This window comes from Hydrogenophaga sp. (genome assembly GCF_019264445.1).
In the GTDB taxonomy this organism is placed as follows: Bacteria; Pseudomonadota; Gammaproteobacteria; order Burkholderiales; family Burkholderiaceae_C; genus Hydrogenophaga.
Genome location: NZ_JAHVAB010000078.1, coordinates 76300 through 98080 on the forward strand (window position 1 = coordinate 76300; position 21781 = coordinate 98080).

20 protein-coding genes, 2 tRNA genes and 1 pseudogene are annotated in these 21781 nt (G+C 65.3%); 14 read left to right on the top strand and 9 right to left on the bottom strand.

Translation table 11 applies throughout. From position 1 onward, the window contains the following. Positions 1-42: 42 nt before the first annotated feature. The 9 genes from KXJ60_RS17490 to KXJ60_RS17530 all read left to right on the top strand — a co-directional run bounded on the left by KXJ60_RS17490 (position 43) and on the right by KXJ60_RS17530 (position 6326). Positions 43-747 carry a glutathione binding-like protein gene (locus KXJ60_RS17490; RefSeq protein WP_291131070.1) on the top strand — a complete coding sequence of 235 codons (705 nt, stop codon included), beginning with the start codon at positions 43-45 and terminating at the stop codon, positions 745-747. 46 nt (positions 748-793) lie between these two features. After that, positions 794-870, top strand: a tRNA-Pro gene (locus tag KXJ60_RS17495). A 61-nt stretch (positions 871-931) separates the two neighbouring features. Then, positions 932-1008: transfer RNA gene (locus KXJ60_RS17500), tRNA-Arg, on the top strand. Between the two features lie 84 nt (positions 1009-1092). Then, positions 1093-1578 (top strand): flavodoxin domain-containing protein, encoded by a 486-nt coding sequence (locus tag KXJ60_RS17505; protein WP_291130969.1) that lies wholly within the window; start codon positions 1093-1095, stop codon positions 1576-1578. Positions 1579-1706: 128 nt separating this feature from the next. After that, entirely contained in the window at positions 1707-2894 is a 1188-nt protein-coding gene (locus tag KXJ60_RS17510; RefSeq protein ID WP_291130971.1) for an ABC transporter substrate-binding protein, read from the top strand. Positions 2895-2999: 105 nt separating this feature from the next. Continuing rightward, the gene (locus KXJ60_RS17515; RefSeq protein WP_291130973.1) at positions 3000-3863 is read left to right on the top strand and encodes a branched-chain amino acid ABC transporter permease; all 864 of its coding nucleotides are present in this window, start codon (positions 3000-3002) and stop codon (positions 3861-3863) included. Next, complete coding sequence (locus KXJ60_RS17520) at positions 3860-4852, top strand: branched-chain amino acid ABC transporter permease (RefSeq protein ID WP_291130975.1); 993 nt, start codon at positions 3860-3862, stop codon at positions 4850-4852. The genes KXJ60_RS17515 and KXJ60_RS17520 overlap by 4 nt, the downstream gene beginning before the upstream one ends. Next, the gene (locus KXJ60_RS17525; RefSeq protein ID WP_291130977.1) at positions 4849-5613 is read left to right on the top strand and encodes an ABC transporter ATP-binding protein; all 765 of its coding nucleotides are present in this window, start codon (positions 4849-4851) and stop codon (positions 5611-5613) included. Before KXJ60_RS17520 ends, KXJ60_RS17525 begins: the two co-directional genes overlap by 4 nt. Continuing rightward, positions 5610-6326 carry an ABC transporter ATP-binding protein gene (locus KXJ60_RS17530; protein ID WP_291130979.1) on the top strand — a complete coding sequence of 239 codons (717 nt, stop codon included), beginning with the start codon at positions 5610-5612 and terminating at the stop codon, positions 6324-6326. Before KXJ60_RS17525 ends, KXJ60_RS17530 begins: the two co-directional genes overlap by 4 nt. Before the next feature lie 3 nt (positions 6327-6329). On the opposite strand, the gene KXJ60_RS17535 is transcribed toward KXJ60_RS17530, so the two are convergent. After that, entirely contained in the window at positions 6330-7109 is a 780-nt protein-coding gene (locus KXJ60_RS17535; RefSeq protein WP_291130981.1) for an IclR family transcriptional regulator C-terminal domain-containing protein, read from the bottom strand. A gap of 178 nt (positions 7110-7287) precedes the next feature. On the opposite strand from KXJ60_RS17535, the gene pobA reads away from it, so the two are divergent. From pobA to KXJ60_RS17550, 3 genes are all read left to right on the top strand, one after another. Beyond that, the gene (gene pobA, locus KXJ60_RS17540; protein WP_291130983.1) at positions 7288-8478 is read left to right on the top strand and encodes a 4-hydroxybenzoate 3-monooxygenase; all 1191 of its coding nucleotides are present in this window, start codon (positions 7288-7290) and stop codon (positions 8476-8478) included. Between the two features lie 104 nt (positions 8479-8582). Continuing rightward, positions 8583-9494, top strand: coding sequence for a CoA transferase (locus KXJ60_RS17545; RefSeq protein WP_291130985.1), 912 nt, complete (start codon positions 8583-8585; stop codon positions 9492-9494). A 63-nt stretch (positions 9495-9557) separates the two neighbouring features. After that, positions 9558-10754, top strand: a complete 1197-nt coding sequence (locus KXJ60_RS17550; RefSeq protein ID WP_291130987.1) for an amino acid aminotransferase — start codon at positions 9558-9560, stop codon at positions 10752-10754. Positions 10755-10813: 59 nt separating this feature from the next. Here the strand turns inward: KXJ60_RS17550 and ygiD are convergent, their stop codons facing one another. Then, entirely contained in the window at positions 10814-11695 is an 882-nt protein-coding gene (gene ygiD, locus KXJ60_RS17555; RefSeq protein ID WP_291130989.1) for a 4,5-DOPA dioxygenase extradiol, read from the bottom strand. A gap of 151 nt (positions 11696-11846) precedes the next feature. On the opposite strand from ygiD, the gene phaZ reads away from it, so the two are divergent. Together phaZ and rsxB are read left to right on the top strand one after the other, a co-directional pair. Next, positions 11847-13253 carry a polyhydroxyalkanoate depolymerase gene (phaZ, locus tag KXJ60_RS17560; protein ID WP_291130991.1) on the top strand — a complete coding sequence of 469 codons (1407 nt, stop codon included), beginning with the start codon at positions 11847-11849 and terminating at the stop codon, positions 13251-13253. 46 nt (positions 13254-13299) lie between these two features. Continuing rightward, positions 13300-13962, top strand: coding sequence for an electron transport complex subunit RsxB (gene rsxB, locus KXJ60_RS17565; protein WP_291130993.1), 663 nt, complete (start codon positions 13300-13302; stop codon positions 13960-13962). Between the two features lie 13 nt (positions 13963-13975). Here rsxB and KXJ60_RS17570 read toward each other — a convergent pair whose 3' ends face one another. From KXJ60_RS17570 to KXJ60_RS17600, 7 genes and pseudogenes are all read right to left on the bottom strand, one after another. Beyond that, positions 13976-15493, bottom strand: coding sequence for a methyl-accepting chemotaxis protein (locus KXJ60_RS17570; protein WP_291130995.1), 1518 nt, complete (start codon positions 15491-15493; stop codon positions 13976-13978). Positions 15494-15573: 80 nt separating this feature from the next. Continuing rightward, positions 15574-15861 (bottom strand): hypothetical protein, encoded by a 288-nt coding sequence (locus KXJ60_RS17575; protein ID WP_291130997.1) that lies wholly within the window; start codon positions 15859-15861, stop codon positions 15574-15576. 145 nt (positions 15862-16006) lie between these two features. After that, entirely contained in the window at positions 16007-16498 is a 492-nt protein-coding gene (locus tag KXJ60_RS17580) for a VOC family protein (protein ID WP_291130999.1), read from the bottom strand. 85 nt (positions 16499-16583) lie between these two features. Then, positions 16584-18632 carry an acetyl/propionyl/methylcrotonyl-CoA carboxylase subunit alpha gene (locus KXJ60_RS17585; protein WP_291131000.1) on the bottom strand — a complete coding sequence of 683 codons (2049 nt, stop codon included), beginning with the start codon at positions 18630-18632 and terminating at the stop codon, positions 16584-16586. A 110-nt stretch (positions 18633-18742) separates the two neighbouring features. After that, entirely contained in the window at positions 18743-20275 is a 1533-nt protein-coding gene (locus KXJ60_RS17590; RefSeq protein WP_291131002.1) for an acyl-CoA carboxylase subunit beta, read from the bottom strand. Positions 20276-20285: 10 nt separating this feature from the next. Further along, positions 20286-21368: a methylmalonyl Co-A mutase-associated GTPase MeaB gene (gene meaB, locus KXJ60_RS17595; RefSeq protein ID WP_291131071.1), complete on the bottom strand. Its 1083-nt coding sequence runs from the start codon at positions 21366-21368 to the stop codon at positions 20286-20288. A 192-nt stretch (positions 21369-21560) separates the two neighbouring features. Beyond that, positions 21561-21770, bottom strand: a pseudogene (locus tag KXJ60_RS17600) (GIY-YIG nuclease family protein); the annotation flags it as partial. Positions 21771-21781 lie beyond the last annotated feature (11 nt).

The window sequence follows — 21781 nt, forward strand, 5'->3', positions numbered from 1 at the left end:
TTTCCCATCCCAACCCCACCGAGCCAAGAAAGGCCAGCTCCCATGATCGACGTTTACTCCTGGGCCACACCGAATGGCCACAAAGTCCACATCATGCTGGAGGAATGCGGACTTCGACTGGGCCGCGACTGGCAGGTTCACGCCATCAATATCGGTCGCGGCGACCAGTTCGATCCAGCCTTCCTCAAGATCAGTCCCAACAACCGGATTCCAGCGCTGGTCGACTCTGACGGTCCTGACGGCAAACCCATCAGCCTTTTCGAGTCCGGCGCGATTTTGCTGTATCTTGCCTCCAAGACGGGCAAATTCTTGCCCAAGAGCGACCGCGCGAAGTTCAAGGTGCTGGAGTGGCTGATGTTCCAGATGGGTGGCGTGGGTCCCATGCTCGGGCAGAACCACCACTTCCGTCAGTACGCCCCCGAGAAAATCGAGTACGCCATCAACCGGTACACGAATGAAGCCAAGCGACTCTACGGCGTCATGGACCGCCAGCTCCAGAACCAGAAGTTCATCGCGGGCAACCAGTACACCATTGCGGACATGGCGATTTTCCCTTGGCTGCGCAACTGGCAAAACCAGGGCATTGATTGGGCGGACTTCCCCCACGTGAAGCGCTGGTTTGACACCCTCGCCGCCCGACCGGCCGTGCAGCGGGGTGTGGCTGTGCTGGCTGCGGAGCGCAAGCCAATCACCGACGACCAGTCTCGCGAAGTGCTGTTTGGCAAGACGCAATACGAAAAACGCTGACGCAGCCGGATTGCCGCATTTCAGCGGGTACAATTCGCAACTTAGTCGGAGCGTAGCGCAGCCTGGTAGCGCATCTGCTTTGGGAGCAGAGGGTCGCGAGTTCGAATCCCGCCGCTCCGACCATTCTTCAGAAATCAAAAAAGGCCCACTCTGTGGGCCTTTTTTGTATTTCCGCTCACTCTGTCTGCCCGTAGCTCAACCGGATAGAGCAGCTGCCTTCTAAGCAGCAGGTCGGGGGTTCGAGTCCCTCCGGGCAGGCCAACTCGCGGGCCCAGGCGGCCCATCAACGCGGGTTTACCCGGTGCCTCACCCCAAGATCATGAAGTATATTGCAGCTTCTTGATCATGAATGTGCCCCCCAAACTCCTCATCCTGGTCGGTACCGTGACCGGTACCGCCGAGCAAGTCGCCAAAGCTTGCGAACTCGTGTGTGCTGAGTGGGTGGAACGGATCGAGATCCGGCGCATGGATGAACTCGATATCCGGGCGTTTGAGGAAGATGCACTATATGTCATATGTTCGGCCACCCATGGCTCGGGTGACGTACCTGACAACGCCCGTCGTCTGTATGAGTCGCTGGCCAGCGAACCCCGTTACCTGGGACACGTCCGATACGGCGTGATGGCCCTGGGCGACAGCTGCTATCCCCAGACTTTCTGCCACGGCGGCCTGCGTTTTGACGAGCGCCTGGCCGACCTAGGCGCGGTGCGCATCGGCGAGGTGTTCCAGCACGACGCTTCCGCGGGCACCCAAGCCGAAGTTGAGGGAGCGGCCTGGTGCAGGAGCTGGTTGGCACAAGCGCTGCAGGCCTGTACCACCAACGCGGCCTGAACCCCATGCCCCCACTCAATTCAGATGTAAATGTTTTAGACCTCAAGTACGGGTAATTCTGGATCGCCAACGCCCTACCCCACGTCTACAGTGACTCGCATTCCGGCAACCACCCACAGGAGAACCCCATGACCACCCGCCGAATCGTCCTGACCCGCAGCGCTGCCGTGATTGGCGCCGCATCCACTGGCCTGCTGCTGCCCCACGTGGCGCGCGCGCAGTCGGACAAGGTGCGCGTGGGCTTCATGCTCCCCTACACCGGCACGTTTGCCCAGCTGGGCGTGGCCATCGAAAACGGCTTTCGCATGGCCCTGAATGAACAAGGCGGCAAGCTCGGCGGGCGTGAGATCGAGTTCTTCAAGGTGGACGACGAATCCAACCCCGCCAAAGGCATCGAGAACGCCACCCGTCTCGTGCAACGCGACAAGGTCGATGTGCTTGTCGGCACCGTGCACTCGGGCGTCCAGATGGGCATTCACAAGGTGGCGCGCGACACCGGTGTGCTCAACCTGATCCCCAACGCGGGCGTGCACATCGCCACCCGTGCCCAGTGCGCCCCCAACGTGTTCCGCACCTCGTTCACCAACTCCCAACCCACGCTCGCCCTGGGCAAGGCGATGGTGGCCAACGGCCACAAGAAGGCGGTGTGGATCACCTGGAACTACGCGGCTGGCGACGAGGCCTTTGAAGGCTTCGAGCAGAGCTACACCGCTGCAGGAGGCACCATCGTGAAGAAGCTTGGGCTGCCCTTCCCCAACGTCGAATTCCAGGCGCTGCTGACCGAAATCGCTTCGCTCAAACCCGACGCCGTGGCCTGCTTCTTTGCCGGTGGCGGCGCGGCCAAGTTCATGAGCGACTTTGCTGCTGCAGGCCTGAACAAATCCATCCAGCTGTATGGCTCCGGCTTCCTGACCGAAGGCGTGCTCGACGCAGCGGGCCCTGCGGCCAATGGCGTGCTCACCACCATGCACTACGGCGACTCGCTCAACACGCCGCGCGACAAGCAGTTCCGCCTGGAGTACGCGAAGGCCTTCCGCCTGCAGCCTGATGTGTACGCCGTTCAAGGCTACGACACGGGCCTCTTGCTCATCAAGGGCGCCAACGCGGTCAAGGGCGACTTCAACAACAAGAAAGCGCTGTACGCCGCCATGGAAGGCGCCACCATCGACAGCCCGCGCGGCAAATGGACCATGAGCAAGGCCCACAACCCGATCCAGGACATCTACATGCGCAAGGTGGAGAACAAGGAAAACAAGGTGATCGGCATCGCGCAAAAGGCCGTGGCCGATCCCGCCACCGGCTGCCGCATGGGCTGATCGCTCCGCGCATCTCCCACGGACTTTTGCCTGCACAGACCGGCGCCCACAGGCGCTGGTCTGGTTTTTGCTCGCCGCTTGCGTCCATTCCCTCCGAACCCCTCCATGGACTTTGCCAACTTCCTCATCCAGTTGCTCAACAGCCTGCAATACGGCCTGTTGCTCTTCATGCTGGCGGCCGGGCTCACCTTGATCTTCGGGATCATGGGCGTGGTCAACCTCGCACACGGCAGCTTCTACATGCTGGGCGCTTACCTGGCGTGGTTTCTCGTGTCGCAGCTGGACAGCCTGGTGCTGGCCATCGTGCTCGGCACCTTGATGGCGGTGGTGTTCGGCTGGTTGCTGGAGTGGCTGCTGTTTCGCCACTTCTACCACCGCGATCACCTCGACCAGGTGCTGCTCACCTTTGGTCTGATCTACATCTTTGAAGAGCTGCGCTCCATCCTCTGGGGCGACGACGTGCACTCCGTGCAAGTGCCCGAGATGCTCAACTGGTCGATTCCGCTGACCGACAACCTCTCTTACCCCGTGTACCGCCTCGTGATGTCGGGCGTGTGCATCCTGCTGGCGCTGGGCCTGTACCTGCTGATCTCAAAAACGCGCCTGGGCATGAAAATCCGCGCCGGCGCTTTCAACCGCGAGATGACGGAATCGCTGGGCATCAACATCCGGCTGATTCACGGTGTGGTGTTTGCCCTGGGCGTGGCACTGGCCGCCATCGCCGGCATGATCGCCTCGCCCATCTCCAGCGTGTACCCCGGCATGGGCAGCTCGGTGCTGATCATGTGTTTTGTGGTGGTGGTGATCGGCGGCATCGGCTCGGTGCGCGGCGCCCTCGTGGCCGCGTTGCTCGTGGGCCTGGTCGACACGTTTGGCAAGGTGCTCGTGCCCCAGATCGCCGGCATGGCGGTGTACATGCTCATGGCGGCCGTGCTGCTCTACAAGCCTGAAGGGCTTTTCAAACAATGAGTTCGCCCAAAGCCCAACTGGAAAAACTGCCGCGCAGCCTGCAGGTGATCCTGCTGCTCGGTGCCATCGCCCTCGCCGCCTTCCCGCTGGTGCCTGTGGCCGGCGCCGACTTCTACCTGCAGATGCTTTCGCAGATGATGATCCTCGCGATCTTTGCGATGAGCCTGGACTTGCTGCAGGGCGTCACCGGCCTGGTCTCGCTCGGCCACGCCGCCTACTTCGGCCTGGCCGGCTACGCGCTGGCGTTCCTCACGCCGGCAGACACCCCCATCAGCCTTTGGTGGTCGCTGCCGGTGGCGGCGCTGGGCGCAGGCCTGGCGGCACTGGTCATCGGTTTCTTCGTGGTGCGCACACATGGCATCTACTTCATCATGGTCACCATGGCCTTCGCGCAGATGGTGTTCTTCCTGTTCTTCGACAACAAGGCGCTGGGGGGATCGGACGGCGTGTACGTGAACTTCCGTCCCGATGCGTCGCTGTTCGGCTGGACCGGCATCGACCTGGAAAACAAGACCACGTTCTACTACTTCACCTTGCTGCTGCTGGTGCTGGTGTACGCCTTCTTGCGCCGGCTGCTGTTCTCGCCCTTTGGCCGCGTCCTAGCGGGCATTCGCGTGAACGAGCACCGCATGCGCGCTGTGGGCTACGGCACCTTCGGCTACAAGCTCGCCGCGTTCACGCTGGCCGGTGCGCTGGCGGGTGTGGCGGGTTTCCTGTGGGCCGCGCAAACGGGCTATGTGAACCCGGAGCTCATGGGCTTTCACATGAGCGCACACGCCATCATGATGGTCATCCTGGGGGGCATGGGCAACTTTGCCGGCGCCATCGTCGGCGCGTTCGCCTTCGAATACGTCATGCATTTCTTCAAGGACCTCACCAAGCACTGGCAACTGCTCATGGGCAGCTTCATCGTGCTGGTGGTGGTGTTTGCGCCGCGGGGCCTGCTGGGTCTGGTGAGCCAGTTCTCGAAGAAGAAGGAGGCGCCATGAGCGAGCTGCTGCTCTCTGCGCGACACCTCACCAAGCGCTTTGGCGGGCTGGCCGCGGTCAACGACGTGTCGGTGGACCTGCACCGCAACCACATCCACGCGGTGATCGGCCCCAACGGCGCGGGCAAGTCCACGCTGACCAACCTGCTCTCGGGGGATCTCCCACCCACTGCCGGGCAGATCACCCTCAACGGCACGGAAACCGCCGGCCTGCGACCCGAACGCATCTCACGCCTGGGGCTGGGCCGCAGCTACCAGAAGACCAACATCTTCCTGCCCTTCACGGTGTGGGACAACGTGCGCCTGGCCGCGCAGTCCAGAGAGCGCCACGCGCCGTGGAACCCCGTGCGCTGGCTGTCCTCGGCCAGCAGCATGCAGGCCGTCAACCAGCGCTGCGAGCGTGCCATCGAGCTCGCTGGCCTCACCTCGCGCGCCCATACCGTGGCGGGCACCACCAGCCACGGCGAGCAACGCCAGCTCGAAATCGCCATGACCCTGGCCACCGAACCCCATGTCTTGCTGCTCGACGAACCCTTGGCGGGCATGGGCCATGCCGAGGCCGAGCGCATGGTGGAGCTGCTGCTGAAAATCAAGAAGGATCACGCGATGATGCTCGTGGAGCACGACATGGACGCGGTGTTCACGCTGGCCGATCGCCTCACGGTGATGGTCAATGGCCAGGTGATCGCCAGCGGCACGCCGGCCGATGTGCGCAACGACTCCGGCGTGCAGGCCGCCTACCTCGGTGAGGAGCACGCATGAGCACCGATGCCTTGATCGAAGCGCGCGGGCTCCACACGCACTACGGCGCCAGCCACATCCTGCGCGGTGTCGATTTTTCGGTGGCGCAAGGCCAGACCATCGGGCTGATGGGACGTAACGGCATGGGCAAGACCACGCTGCTCAAGTCGCTCATGGGCATCGTCAAGCCCAGCGGCGGCAAGGTGTCGGTCAAGGGCCGCGACATGACCGGCGCACCCACCTTCGAGATCGCACGCCAGGGTATCGCGTACGTGCCCGAGGGCCGGGGCATCTTCGGCAACCTCAGCGTGCGGGAGAACCTGGTCATGTCCGCGCGCGCGGGCACGCGTGGCCAGCGCGAGTGGACCTATGAGCGCGTGCTCGACACCTTCCCGCGCCTGGCCGAACGGCTCAACCACGGCGGGCAACAGCTCAGCGGCGGCGAGCAGCAGATGCTCACCATCGGCCGCGCGCTGATGACCAACCCCGACCTGCTCATCCTGGACGAAGCCACCGAAGGCCTCGCCCCGCTGATCGCCCGGGAAATCTGGCGCATCTGCGGCGTGATCCGCGAAAGCGGCATCAGCAGCGTGATCGTGGACAAAAACTGGAAGCACGTCACCCAGATCACCGACCGCAACGTGATCCTGGTCAAGGGCGAGGTGGTGTTCGAGGGCAGCTCCGGGCAACTGCACGCCCAGCCCGCTTTGCTGGAGCAGTACCTAGGCGTGTGAACGTCAGAGCAGCGGGCGCAGCTCGCGGGCCGCGTCCTGCAGCAAGGGCATCAGGTCTTTTTGAAAGTTCGGCGCATCGAAGCGCTCGGGGGCTGCGACCACATTGAGCGCGGCCACCGTGCGGCCCTGCATGTTGCGCAAGGGCACGGCCAGAGCAAACACGCCCAGCTCGTGCTCTTCCCGTGCCACGGCCAGATCGTCCTGACGCACCTGGGCGATCAGGGCGCGAAAAGCCTTGTGCTCAACGGTGGTGTGCGGTGTGAGGCGCGGCAGCTCGCGCCCTTTGAGCCAGCCCGAGAATTCGCTGCGGGGCATGCCCGCCAGCAACACGCGACCCGTTGACGTGGCGTGCGCCGGCAAGCGTGCGCCGAGGTGCAGGCCATAGGCCATGAGCCGCTGCCCGCCCAGCGACACATTGCGCGCCACGATCACGACCTGGTCCCCGTCGAGCACCGCCGCCGAGAACGATTCGCGCGTCAACGCGGCCAGCCGGTTGAGCGTGGGCTGCAAGAGCCGCGGCAGTCGGGCAGAAGCCAGGTAGCTGCCCGAGAAGCGCAGCACCTTGGGCGACAGCCAGTAGTGGCTGCCGTCGGTTTCCAGGTACCCGAGGTGGGCCAGCGTGAGCAGGTGCCGGCGGGCGGCTGCGCGGGTGAGCCCGGCGCGTTCGGCGGCTTGCGTGGCGTTGAGGCGCTGGCGCTCGGTGTCAAAGCTCTCCAGCACCGCCATGCCTTTGGCCATGCCTTCAATGAAGTCGGCTTTGGCGATGGAAGGACTGGTGGTCATGGCGGCATTATGCCCATCGCACCTTTTGTGCGCGATCACCGCGCAATCGGTCCGATGATCGCGCAAACATCTCGCACCGCGGTTGTGCGGGAGCCGCCCACTTTCTAAGCTCCAGTTTGTTGCCCGACAGCCGAAGCAGGCGCGCCCCGCCACCGGCATTTCCACAGGAGACACCCCCATGCGCACCCAGGTCGCCATCATCGGTGCAGGCCCTTCCGGCCTGCTGCTCGGTCAGTTGCTGCACAAGGCCGGCATCGACAACATCATTGTCGAGCGCCAGAGTGGCGAGTACGTGCTGGGCCGCATCCGCGCCGGCATTCTGGAGCAGATCACCACCGATCTGCTGCGCGAAGTGGGCGTGGGCGAGCGGCTCGACGCCGAAGGCACGGTGCACCACAGCATCGAACTGGTGTTTGCGGGCACGCGCCACGCCATCGACGTGCATGGCCTCACCGACGGCAAGGTGGTCACGGCCTATGGCCAGACCGAGCTCACGCGCGACCTCATGCAGGCCCGCAGCGCGGCCGCGCTGCCCACGGTGTACGAAGCCGCCAACGTCGAGGTGCTGGACTACGACAGCGACCACCCCAAGGTGCGCTACCAGAATGACGGCCAGACGCACGAAATCGAATGCGACTTCATCGCCGGCTGCGATGGCTTTCACGGCGTGTGCCGCGCCAGCGTGCCCAAGGGCGCCATCCAGGAATACGAAAAGGTGTACCCGTTTGGCTGGCTGGGCGTGCTGGCCGATGTGCCACCCGTCTCGCCCCACGCCATCGTGTACGCCAACAGCGAGCGCGGGTTCGCGCTGTGCTCCATGCGCAGCCTCACGCGCAGCCGCTACTACGTGCAGTGCCCACTGGACGACAAGGTCGAAGACTGGAGCGACCAGCGCTTCTGGGACGAGTTGCGCCTGCGCCTGGACCCCGAAATGGCCTCGCGCGTCATCACGGGCCCGACGATTGAAAAGAGCATCGCGCCACTGCGCAGCTTCGTGGCCGAGCCCATGCGCTTTGGCCGCATGTTCCTTGCGGGCGACGCCGCGCACATCGTGCCGCCCACGGGCGCCAAAGGCCTGAACCTGGCCGCCAGCGACGTCAAGTACCTCTCCGGCGCCTTCATCGAGTACTACCGCGACAAGACCTCGGCTGGCATCGACACCTACTCCGAGCGCTGCCTGCGGCGCGTCTGGAAGGCCGAGCGTTTCTCGTGGTGGCTCACCTCGCTGATGCACCGCTTCCCCGACACCGCCGGCTTCGGCCAGAAGATCCAGGAAGCCGAGCTCGACTATGTGGTGAACTCGGTGTCGATGTCGCGTTCGCTGGCCGAAAACTACGTGGGCCTGCCGCTGAACTTCGGCGAACGCTGAGCGCCGCTCGGCGAGCCACATCCACGGGCGACGCTGTCGCCTGTTTGCGCTGAACCAGCGGGCCCTGCAGGTACATTGAGGCGATCTCATTCAACGAGCAGCCCATGGCCACGACTCCCCGCCCTGCCCCCGTACCCAAACCCCTGCGCGGCGTTCGCGTGCTGAGCCTTGCACTCAACCTGCCGGGCCCGGCGGCCTTCATGCGGCTCAAGGCCATGGGCGCCACCTGCTTCAAGGCGGAGCCACCAGGCCCCAAGGGCGCGCCCGCAGGCACGTCGGGCGACCCCATGGGGCAATACAACCCGCAGGCCTACGCCACCCTGCATGACGGCATCAAGGTCGCCACCATCGACCTGAAGTCCGAACGCGGCCAGGCGGCGCTGCACAAGCAGCTGGCCCGCACAGACGTGCTGCTCACCTCGTTTCGCCCGTCCGCGCTGGAGAAGCTGCAACTGGGCTGGCGGGCGCTGCACAAGCGCCACCCGGCGCTGTCGGTGGTGGCCATCGTGGGCGCACCGGGTGCGCGTGCGGAAGAACCCGGCCACGACCTCACCTACCTGGCCGATGCCGGGCTGGTGACGGGCCTGGACCTCCCCGCCACGCTGTTTGCCGACATGGGCGGCGCGCTCATGGCCAGCGAGGCGGTGCTCAAGGCCGTGCTCACCCAGAAGCTCCGGGGGCAGGCGTCATTCCAGGAGGTGGCGTTGTCCGACGCTGCCGCCTGGCTCGCCCTGCCCCGCACCTGGGGTTTGACGCAACCCTCGGGCGCCGTGGGCGGCGCGCACGCGGGCTACCGCGTGTACCCCTGCAAGGACGGTCGCGTGGCTGTGGCGGCGCTGGAGCCGCACTTCGCGGCCTCGCTGTGCGCCGCCGCCCAGGTGCCGCTGGGCAGCCCGCGCGACCTCTTCAAGCCAGGCACCCACGCAGCCATCGAAGCCTTCCTGAAAAAACAGACGCGCCAGCAACTCGACCGGCTGGCCGTGGAGAAAGACATTCCGCTGCACACCCTGGCCTGAGGCCGCACCAGACCGCATCGTTAAAATGCGCGGTGTTCTCGATCTCAACCCAGGAACTCCAGCATGTCTCTCTTCTCCGCCGTCGAAATGGCACCCCGCGACCCGATTCTGGGTCTGAACGAACAGTTCGCCGCCGACACCAACCCCAACAAAGTCAACCTCGGCGTCGGTGTCTACTTCGACGACAACGGCAAGCTGCCCCTGCTGCAATGCGTGCAGGCCGCTGAAAAAACCATGATGGACAAGCCCGCTGCGCGCGGCTACCTCCCCATCGACGGCATCGCCGCCTACGACGCTGCCGTGAAAAGCCTGGTGTTCGGTGCCGACTCCGAGCCTGTGAAGTCGGGCCGTGTGGCCACCGTGCAAGCCATTGGCGGCACCGGCGGCCTGAAGATCGGCGCCGACTTCCTCAAGCGCCTGAACCCCAAGGCCACCGTGCTGATCAGCGACCCGAGCTGGGAGAACCACCGCGCCCTGTTCACCAACGCCGGCTTCACCGTTGACACCTACGCCTACTACGACGCCGACAAGCGCGGCGTGAACTTCGACGGCATGCTCGCCAGCCTGAACGCAGCCGCCCCAGGCACCATCGCCGTGCTGCACGCCTGCTGCCACAACCCCACCGGCTACGACATCACCCCGGCCCAGTGGGACCAGGTGATTGCCGCCGTCAAGGCGCGTGGCCTCACGCCCTTCCTGGACATGGCCTACCAGGGCTTTGGCCATGGCATCGCCGAAGACGGCGCCGTCATCGGCAAGTTCGTGGCCGCCGGCCTGACCTTCTTTGTGTCGACCTCGTTCTCCAAGAGCTTCAGCCTGTACGGCGAGCGCGTGGGTGCGCTGTCGGTGCTGTGCGAAAACGCCGAAGAAGCCTCGCGCGTGCTCTCGCAGCTCAAGATCGTGATCCGCACCAACTACTCCAACCCGCCCATCCACGGCGGTGCGGTGGTCGCCGCCGTGCTCAACAACCCCGAGCTGCGCGCCCTGTGGGAGAAGGAGCTGGGCGAAATGCGCGTGCGCATCAAGGCCATGCGCCAGACGCTGGTGGATGGCCTCAAGGCCGCCGGCGTGAAGCAGGACATGGGCTTCATCACCACCCAGATCGGCATGTTCAGCTACTCGGGCCTCAGCAAGGACCAGATGGTGCGCCTGCGCAGCGAGTTCGGCGTGTACGGCACCGACACCGGCCGCATGTGCGTGGCCGCCCTCAACAGCAAGAACATCGACTACGTCTGCCAGGCCATCGCCAAGGTGGTCTGAGCGGCTTCGCTGCCCACAAAAAAGCCGCTCCAGGAGCGGCTTTTTTCATGGGCGTCTGCCTAGCTCCAGACCACGGAGCGCATGGAGATGGATGCCCCCTGAAAGCCCTCGTTGAAGACGCGAGGCACCTCAGCGTCGGCAACGGCCCCCGCCACATAGAGCAACGGCAGGTAGTGCTCCCAGCTGGGATGCGCCATCTGCGCCACCGCACCCAGCTGCTGGAAATCGTTGAGGGCCTCGAGCCGCCCCTGAGCGATGTGGTCGGTCGTGATGCGGTCGAACTCGATCGCCCAGTCGTAGGCCTGGTGGTCGGCCACGTCGCGCCGCATGGTGCGCAGGTTGTGCACGATGTTGCCGCTGCCCACGATCAACACCCCGCGTTCGCGCAAGCGGGCCAGCTGGCGCCCGATGGCGAAATGCTCTGCCGGTGGCCGCCGGTAGTCCATGCTGAGCTGAATGACGGGGATGCTGGCGTCCGGGAACATGGGCTTGAGCACCGACCACGCGCCGTGGTCCAGGCCCCAATCGCCCTGGTCCAGATCGAGTGCGCGACCCGAGTCGGGCTGCTGCACCACGCCGCTGATGGCCTGGGCCATGGCAGGAGAACCGGGCGCGGGGTATTGCTGGTCAAACAAGGCCTGCGGAAAGCCGCCGAAGTCGTGGATGGTGCGCGGCTGGCTCATGGCGGTGAGTTGCCAGCCCGGCGTGAGCCAGTGGGCCGAAATGCAAAGAATGAGCGCGGGACGCACGGCCCGGGCACCCAGGTCTGCGCCCAGTGCCTGCCAGCTGCGCCGCCATGCGTTGTCTTCAATGGCATTCATCGGGCTGCCGTGGCCGAGGAACAAGGCGGGCAGTCGTTCGGTGGCGGGGAGCGCGGCGGCGAGGTCGGCCAGGCTCTGGGCGTTCGCGGAGGTCGTGGGGGTGGCAACAGGCGTGGTCATGGGAGATCGAAAAGCGCTGGCAAAGGAGCGCAGTGTGCAGCCGATTCTTTCACGAAGGTGACAGATGGACCCGAAAGTTAGGTGTTTTCACCCTGACGCCGGCGGGCGCATGCTGATATATTGCACTGCAACATAACGACGCTCGCTGCCCATGCTCTATCAGATCTACGAAACCCAGCGCTCGATCATGGAGCCCTTTGCCGATTTGGCCGAAGTCGCCTCCAGGATGTTCAACAACCCCATGCTGCCGCTGGCGCAGCTGCCCGGTGCCCAGCGCATTTCTGCTGGCTACGACCTCATGCACCGGCTGGGCAAGGACTACGAGAAGCCGGTCTTCGGCATCCACACGGTGGATGTGAATGGCGTGGACATTGCGATCCACGAGCGCATCGAGATGGACCTGCCTTTCTGCGAACTGCGCCGCTTCAAGCGCTTTTCGGACGACACCGACACGCTGGCCCGCCTCAAGGGGCAGCCGGTGGTGCTGATCGTGGCCCCGCTCTCGGGCCACTACGCCACCCTGCTGCGCGACACCGTGCGCACCATGCTCAAGGACCACAAGGTCTACATCACCGACTGGAAGAACGCCCGCCTCGTGCCGCTGGCCGACGGTGAGTTCCACCTCGACGACTACGTCAACTACATCCAGACCTTCATTCGCCACCTTCAAAAGGGCTACGGCAACTGCCACGTGATGAGCGTGTGCCAGCCCACCGTGCCGGTGCTCGCGGCGGTGTCGCTCATGGCCAGCCGGGGCGAGACCACGCCGCTGTCGATGACCATGATGGGCGGCCCCATTGACGCGCGCAAATCCCCCACCGCGGTGAACAACCTCGCCACGCAGCGCAGCCACGAGTGGTTCGAGAACAACGTGATCTACCGCGTGCCCGACAACTTCCCCGGTGCGGGCCGCCGCGTGTACCCCGGCTTCCTGCAGCACACCGGCTTCGTGGCCATGAACCCCGACCGCCACGCGTCGAGCCACTACGACTACTTCAAGGACCTCATCAAGGGCGACAACTCCAGCGCCGAGAGCCACCGCAAGTTTTACGACGAGTACAACGCCGTGCTCGACATGGACGCCGACTACTACCTGGAGACCATCGAAACGGTGTTCCAGGAGTTCAAGCTCGTTCATGGCACCTGGGACGTGAAGAACGAAAAGGGCCAGCTCGAACGCGTGCGCCCGCAAGACATCCAGCGCACCGCCCTGCTCACCGTCGAAGGCGAGCTCGACGACATCTCGGGCTCGGGCCAGACCGCGGCGGCGCACGAGCTGTGCACCGGGGTGGCCAAAACCCACAAGATGCACTACGAGGCGCAGGGTGCCGGGCATTACGGCATTTTCAGCGGCCGACGCTGGCGCGACATGGTGCACCCGGTGGTGAAGACCTTCATCCTGGCGCACCAGCCGGACGAAGCCGTCACGGCGCGGCCCGTGGCCGCCCGCAAACCGGCTGCACCGGCGCCCAAGGCCGCGGCCCGCAAGCCCGCCGCCAAAACGCCCGCCGCACCCCGCAAGACGGCCAGCCGCAAAGCCACCACGGCCAAAGCCTGAAGACCGCGCCCCCGGGCGCTGACACAGCGCCGCTATATTCGTCGGCATGAACGACCTCGCCCGGCGCATAGATGCCGCCTTGCCGCAGACGCAATGCAAGCGCTGCAGCTACCCCGACTGCGCCAGCTACGCACAGGCCATCGCTGCTGGTGAGGCGGGCATCAACCAGTGCCCGCCCGGCGGTGCCGAGGGCATTGAACGGCTCGCGGCCATCACCGGCCAGCCGGTGCAGCCCCTGGACACCCACTTCGGCATAGAAGGCCCGGTCACGGTGGCCGTGATCGACGAGGACTGGTGCATCGGCTGCACGCTGTGCATCGGAGCCTGCCCCACCGATGCAATCGTCGGCATCGCCAAGCGCATGCACACCGTGGTCGAACCGTATTGCACGGGTTGCGAACTCTGCTTGCCGGTGTGCCCGGTGGACTGTATTTCGCTGGACATCGTCAGCGGCGAGCGCACCGGCTGGCAGGCCTGGACGCCGGCGCAGGCACAGCAGGGCCGCGAGCGCTACACCGAGCGGCAGGCCCGCCTGGTGCGCGAGCAGAAAGCCAACGAAGAGCGTATGGAAGCCAAGGCCCGCGCCAAACTCGCCGACCTGGCCGCGCATTCGAAGATCACCGACGAAGCCGTGCTGGACAAAAAGCGCGCCGTGATCGAAGCGGCGCTGGCACGGTCACGCGCCCGGCGCGAACACCCCGCGGGTTGAGCCCGCAGGTGCTTCAGGCGGCCTGGCGAGCCACCGTTTTGTACACGCCGCAGCCCACATAAAGATCGTCGACCTTCACCACGTAGGACATCTTTGCCTGGATGGCGCCGGTGACGGGGTTGGCAATGTCGTACTCGACCCAACCCTCACCCGCCTCGGCTTGATCGACGATGGCGTGGAGCAAGGCCTGGCCATCCACACCGGCGATGTCCTGCACACGGCTGCCCACCTTCTCGGGTTTGCCGCCGAAGGCGCGGTACACGCCCGAGCCGTCCAATGCAAACACGTACATGTCGCGGTCGTGAAAGCCTGCAGCGGGGTCGGTGAGGAGGTGGACGAAAGCGTCGCGCCCGCGCTGTTGTCGCATCGCCTGGGCACGGCTCACCAGCTGCATGGCCTCTTCAGCGGTGCCTTGCTGCAGCATGAACGACGAGACCGCCTGGGACAGGTTGGCTGCGCGCTGCTCCAGCTGGTTGGACTGCGTGACGGCGCGCTCCACCATCTGCGCATTGCGCTGAGTGATCTGGTCGAGTTGCGTGACGGCCGACGAAATCTCGCTCAGCCCGGTGCTTTGCTCCGCGCTGGAAGCCGAGATCAGCGACATGTTGGCGGCCACCCCGCGCACGCCCGAGACGATCTGGCCGATGCTTTTTCCGGCGGTGCGGATCTGCGACACACCCGCTTCGACCTGCGTGCGAGAAGCCTCGATGAGTTCGCGGATTTCCTTCGCCGACGCCGACGACCGCTGCGCCAGCGTGCGCACCTCGGCCGCCACCACCGCGAAGCCCCGCCCTTGCTCGCCCGCACGCGCGGCCTCGACCGCCGCGTTGAGCGCGAGGATGTTGGTCTGGAACGCAATGCTGTCGATCACGCCGACGATCTCGTCCATCTGCTGGGCGCCCTTCTGGATGCCCTCCACCGACTCGACCGCACGCCCCATGAAATTCGCGCCGGATTCCGCCACGTCGCGCAGCTGGGCGGCTTGCTGGTCGGACTCGCCCGCCGTCTGCGCGTTCTGGTGCACGGCGCTGGAGAGCTGCTGCACGCTGGCCGCGGTCTGCTCCAGGTTGGCCGCCTGCTGTTCGGTGCGGTCGGCCAGGTCGCGATTGCCCACCGCCAGGCTTTTGCCCGCGTGGGCCACAAGCGCAGAGTTGCTGCGCACCTCGGCCACCATGGCCGAGAGGTTGCCGATGGTGCGGTCCAGCAGCCGCGAGAGGTCCCCCAGCTCGTCCTGGCCGTTCAAGCGCAGTGTGGAGCGCAGGTTGCCCGCCACGGTTTGCTCCATGGCCACCAGCACCTGCTGAAAATCGGCGGTGAAACTGGCATAGAAGGCCACCTTGAGGTACGCCAGCAGCGCCAGGCCCACCACGGCAACGGCCAGCGCACCGCCATGCAGGCCGTCCGGGCCTTGCAACGACCACGCCAGCAGCAATGGCAACACGGCCGCCGAGGCGAGCAGCAACAGCTTGCCGCGCAGGCGCAAGCGCCGCATCAGCCGCAGGCCGGGCGACAAGGGGTGAAAACCGGACATGGGTGTACCGCTCCTCTACAAGGGAATGTCGTTGTATCGGTTGTGCACCAAACGCCTTGAGCCGGGGAAACCCCCGGTCGTCAATGCATGCCGGCAATGCCGGACTGGCGCGCCTCGAAATGGCGGAACAGTTGCACCGCCATCAGCCGCAAGGTGTCGTCGGCCATGTTGTGCGCGTGCGAGAGTTGCTCCAGGGCGTAGCGGCGGTCGCAGATCATCAGCGCCCGGCTCACACACATGCCCTGCGATGACATGCGCAGGCAGAAGTGTTCCAGCAGCTCCGCCGGCCACGCACCCGACGTCTCTCGCCCAGACCACAAGGCGGGGCTGCTGGTGTCTTTCGATGGTTGAGCGGGGACCGGGTTCATGGCGAACTCCTGCGACAAAGGGGGTGGGCCACACCGCATGCGGCATGGCCCTCGAATGTCACAAGCTTACGTTTGCAGCCCTGGCTGCAGTGGTCCGAAAAACGCGGGAAAAGACCGGCAGCTCCGGCGTTCGGCGGGTGCGGCGTCAGGCGGGCTGGCCAGCCAGCCGGGCGAACGCGTCCACCACTTCGGCGGGCGCCTGCACCAGTTCGATCAGCACGCCCTCGCCAGCAATCGGGAACTCCTCGTTGGCCTTGGGGTGCAGAAATGTGATGTCGAAGCCGGCCGCGCCCCGGCGAATGCCGCCCGGCGCAAAGCGCACGCCCTGCGCACCCAGCCAGGTCACGGCGGCGGGCAGGTCGTCGATCCACAGGCCCACATGGTTGAGCGGCGTGGCGTGCACGGCGGGCTTTTTCTCTGGGTCCAGAGGTTGCATCAGGTCGACCTCGACCTTGAACGGGCCGCTGCCCATGGCGCAGATGTCCTCATCGACGTTCTCGCGTTCGCTGCGAAACGTGCCGGTGACCTCCAGACCCAGCATGTCGACCCAGAGCTTCTGCAGGCGCAGCTTGTCGGGTCCGCCAATGGCGATCTGCTGGATGCCGAGCACTTTGAAGGGACGGGGTGAAGAAAGCATGGATCAATGAACTCCGTGGAATGAACCCGGGCACCGGATCCGGCACCCACCTGACATCAAGGAAACCAGCGCGCCGGCGCTCATCTCAACCGAACTCGACAATGGGCTGATCCACCACCAGCGATTCGCCCTTGTTGGCGAGCACCTTGGACACCACGCCATCGGCGGCGGCGAACAGCACGTTCTCCATCTTCATGGCCTCGATCACGGCCACGCGCTCGCCGGCCTGCACCTTCTGGCCAGGTTGCACGGCCACTTCCACCAGCAGGCCGGGCATGGGCGAGAGCACGTATTTGCTCATGTCGGCCGGCGCCTTGAACGGCATGAGCGCATGCAGCTCGGCCATGCGCGGCGACACCACCATGGTCTCGATGCGCGTGCCGTTGTGCTGGACCACCAGGGCCAGCGGATTGCGCGGGGTGCCGCGCTCGATCTGCGCCGTGAACGGCTGGCCGTTGCAGGTGCCGGCGATGCTGATGTCGTTGAGGCGCGACGGGCTGGAGATGGCATAGCGCTGAGCGTCGACCGTGACCACAGCCGAGCCGATCTGGCCCACCACCTCGTCCACATGCACCGCCTTGTAGCGGTGCTCGCCCGTGCTGCCCAGCACGATCACGGAGTAGTCGTGGCCCACCTTCACGCCGTAGCCGGGCAGCTGCCCCGACAGGCCTGCGGCGCGCTCGCGCGACTTGCGCCGCACGAAAGCCGCGAGCGCCACGAGGAAGTCCGGGTCGGCATGCGGCACGTCTTCGGCGCGAAAGCCCTGGCCGTAGTGCTCGGCAATGAAGCCGGTGTTGAAGTCACCCGCCACAAACTTCGGGTGCGCGAGCAGCGCGGCCTGGAAGGGAATGTTGCTGCTGATGCCGCGGATGATGAAACCGTTGAGCGCCTCGCGCATCTTGGCGATGGCATCCAGGCGGTCGGTGCCGTGCACGATGAGCTTGGCGATCATCGAGTCGTAGAACATGGGGATCTCGCCGCCGTCCTGCACACCCGTGTCCACGCGCACGCCGTACAAGGCGTTGGTGTCGCCCTGGTACATGCTTTGCGCGGGCGGTGCAAAGCGCACCAGGCGGCCCGTGCTGGGCAGGAAGTTGCGGAACGGGTCCTCGGCGTTGATGCGGCACTCGATCGCCCAGCCTTCGCGCTTCACATCGGCTTGCGTGAGCGGCAGCTTCTCGCCGGCGGCCACGCGGATCATGAGCTCCACCAGATCGAGCCCGGTGATGCATTCGGTCACCGGGTGCTCCACCTGCAGGCGCGTGTTCATTTCCAGAAAGTAGAAGTCCTGGTCCTTGCCAACCACGAACTCCACCGTGCCCGCGCTCTGGTACTTCACCGCCTTGGCCAGGGCCACGGCCTGTTCGCCCATGGCCTTGCGCGTGGCGTCGCTGATGAAGGGCGACGGCGCCTCTTCGATCACCTTCTGGTGGCGGCGCTGGATCGAGCACTCGCGCTCGTTGAGGTAGATCACGTTGCCGTGCGAATCGCCCAGCACCTGGATCTCGATGTGGCGCGGCTGCTCGACAAATTTCTCGATGAAGATCCGGTCGTCGCCGAAGCTGTTGCGCGCCTCGTTCTGGCAGGCGGTGAAGCCTTCCAGCGCCTCCTTGTCGTTGAACGCCACGCGCAGGCCCTTGCCGCCGCCACCTGCGCTGGCCTTGATCATCACGGGATAGCCAATGCCTTTCGCGATCTCCACCGCGCGTGCTGCGCTTTCGATCGCGTCGTTCCAGCCGGGAATGGTGTTGACCTTCGCCTCGTTGGCCAGCTTCTTGGAAGCGATCTTGTCGCCCATGGCCGCAATGCTGAAATGGCGCGGCCCGATGAAGGCCATGCCTTCGTCTTCCACGCGCTTGGCGAAGGCTTCGTTCTCCGAGAGGAAGCCGTAGCCGGGGTGGATGGCCTGGGCGCCGGTCTGCTTGGCGGCGGCAATGATCTTGTCGGCCACCAGGTAACTCTCGCGCGAGGGCGCCGGGCCCAGCAGCACGGCTTCGTCGGCCAGCTGCACGTGGCGCGCTTCCTTGTCGGCCTCGGAATACACCGCCACGGTGGCGATGCCCATTTTCTTGGCAGTGGCGATCACGCGGCAGGCGATCTCGCCGCGGTTGGCAATCAGTATCTTCTTGAACATCTTTGCTTCCTTCTTCCAACCGTTCGGGCTGAGCCTGTCGAAGCCCAGCGCTGACCAGTCAACTTGTGTGAGAGCCCTTCGACAGGCTCAGGGCGAACGGGAGGGGAGACTCACAACGGAATGTTCCCGTGCTTGCGCCACGGGTTTTCCAGCTTCTTGTCTTTCAGCATCACCAGCGAACGGCAGATGCGCTTGCGCGTCTCGTGCGGCAGGATCACGTCGTCGATGAAGCCGCGCGCGCCCGCCACGAAGGGGTTGGCAAAGCGGGCCTTGTATTCGGCTTCGCGCTGCGCGAGCTTGGCCGGGTCTTTCTTCTCTTCGCGGAAGATGATCTCGACCGCGCCCTTGGCGCCCATCACGGCGATCTCGGCGTTGGGCCAGGCGAAGTTCACATCGCCGCGCAGGTGCTTGGAGCTCATCACGTCGTAGGCACCGCCATAGGCCTTGCGCGTGATCACGGTGATCTTGGGCACCGTGCACTCGGCGTACGCATAGAGCAGCTTGGCGCCGTGCTTGATGATGCCGCCGTACTCCTGGCTGGTGCCGGGCATGAAGCCGGGCACATCGACGAAGGTGACCACCGGGATGTTGAAGGCATCGCAGAAGCGCACGAAGCGCGCGGCCTTGATGGAGCTCTTGATGTCCAGGCAACCCGCCAGCACCAGCGGCTGGTTGGCCACGATGCCCACCGTCTGGCCGTCCATGCGCGCGAAGCCGATCAGGATGTTCTTGGCGTACTCGGGCTGCAGCTCGAAGAAGTCGCCGTCGTCCACCGTCTTGACGATCAGCTCCTTCATGTCGTAGGGCTTGTTCGGGTTCTCGGGCACCAGCGTGTCCAGGCTGAGCTCCATGCGGTCGATGGGGTCGCCGCTGGGCCGCACCGGCGCCTTCTCGCGGTTGTTGAGCGGCAGGTAGTTGTAGAGGCGGCGCAGCATGAGCAGCGCTTCCACGTCGTTCTCAAAAGCGAGGTCGGCCACGCCGCTCTTGGTGGTGTGCGTGGTCGCCCCGCCCAGCTCCTCGGCGGTCACTTCCTCGTGTGTCACCGTCTTCACCACCTCGGGGCCGGTCACGAACATGTAGCTGCTGTCCTTGACCATGAAGATGAAGTCCGTCATGGCCGGCGAGTACACCGCGCCGCCCGCAGACGGCCCCATGATCATGCTGATCTGCGGCACCACGCCGCTGGCCATCACGTTGCGCTGGAACACGTCGGCGTAGCCGCCGAGGGAGGCCACACCTTCCTGGATGCGCGCGCCGCCCGAGTCGTTCAGGCCGATCACCGGCGCACCCACCTTCATCGCCTGGTCCATCACCTTGCAGATCTTCTCGGCGTGGGCTTCGGAGAGGGCTCCACCAAACACGGTGAAGTCCTGGCTGAAGACGAACACCAGCCGGCCGTTGATCATTCCGTAGCCGGTGACCACGCCGTCGCCGGGGATCTTGTTGTCCTGCATGCCGAAGTCGGTGCAGCGGTGCTCCACAAACATGTCCCACTCTTCGAAGGTGCCCTCGTCCAGCAGCACCTCCAGGCGCTCACGCGCGCTCAGCTTGCCCTTGGCGTGCTGCGCGGCAATGCGCTTCTCGCCGCCACCCAGGCGGGCCGCGGCGCGTTTTTCTTCGAGTTGTTGAAGGATGTCTTGCATGTGGGTGCTCTCAGTTCTCCGTTCGCCCTGAGCCTGTCGAAGGGCTTGCGTGGTGGTGGTGGATGTTCCGATCGTCCTGAGCTTGTCGAAGGGCAGGCTCAGCCCGAACGGTGTTTGATTCGTAAACAAAAAGCAGCTGGCGCGCTGCGGTGCTGGCGGGCAAGGTGCCGGCCAGCACGCGTTGGGTGGTGTCGTCCAGCGCGGTGCGCACCTGCGGGTGTGCGCGAAAGCGTTGTTTGAGGCCAGCGTCGATGCGTTCCCACATCCAGGCTTTTGCTTGTTGCTGCCGGCGTGCGCCGAGCTGGCCATTGGCGGTTTGCAGCGTCCGAAAGCGCGAGACCTCGGCCCAGAACGCGTCCACGCCACGGCCCAGCAGCGCGCTGAGCTGGATCACCTGCGGGTGCCAGATGGCGTCGTTGTGGTGCGCGTGCTCGGGGTGGCCTTGCAGGCCCAGCAGGCGCAGCGACGACGTGATCTGCGCCCGCGCGCGCGTCGCGGCGTCGGGGTCGAGGTCGGCCTTGTTGATCACCACCAGGTCGGCCAGCTCCATCACGCCTTTCTTGATCGCCTGCAGGTCATCGCCAGCGTTGGGCAGCTGCATGAGCACAAACATGTCGGTCATGCCGCTCACCGCCGTCTCGCTCTGGCCCACGCCCACCGTCTCGACGATCACGATGTCGTAGCCCGCCGCTTCGCACACCAGCATCGCCTCGCGGGTTTTCTCCGCCACGCCTCCCAGCGTGCCGCTCGACGGGCTGGGGCGGATGTAGGCCTGCTCGTGCACCGAGAGCTTTTCCATGCGCGTCTTGTCGCCCAGGATGGAGCCACCCGAGACGGTGCTGGACGGGTCCACGGTGAGCACCGCCACGCGGTGGCCTTGGTCAATGAGGTACAGGCCCAGCGCTTCAATGAACGTGCTCTTGCCCACGCCGGGCACACCGCTGATGCCCAGACGGAACGCCTGGCCCGTGCGCGGCAACAAGGCCGTGAGCAGCTCGTCGCCCTGCGCGCGGTGGTCGGCGCGGGTGGATTCGAGCAGGGTAATGGCTTTGGCGATGGCGCGGCGTTGGGACATGGTGTTGCCCGCGGCAATGTCCCGGGTGAGCCCTTCGACAGGCTCAGGGCGAGCGGGGTTGGGGGGGGTGGGCTGAGCCACTCCCCTCTCGAGCTGAGCCACTCCCCGTTCGGGCTGAGCCTGTCGAAGCCCCTCCACGCCCTGCTTCGAGCGCGCCAAAGCCTGTACCCGCTCCCAATCCCCGGCGATCAACGCTTCCTTCTTCGCCCGCGACCAACCCTTGATCTGTTGCTCGAAAGCCAAAGCCCCCTCGCGCGATTCGAATTCACCCTGCCAGACCAGCTCCACCGGCTTGCGCGTGGCCGTGTAACCGGATTCGCTGGTCTGGTGTTGCAACAGACGCGCGTCCAGCTCGTCGGTGTGGCCGACGTAGTAAGTGCCGTCTCGACACAAGAGCAGGTAGACGTGGAAGGGTTTCACTCGGATGGTGT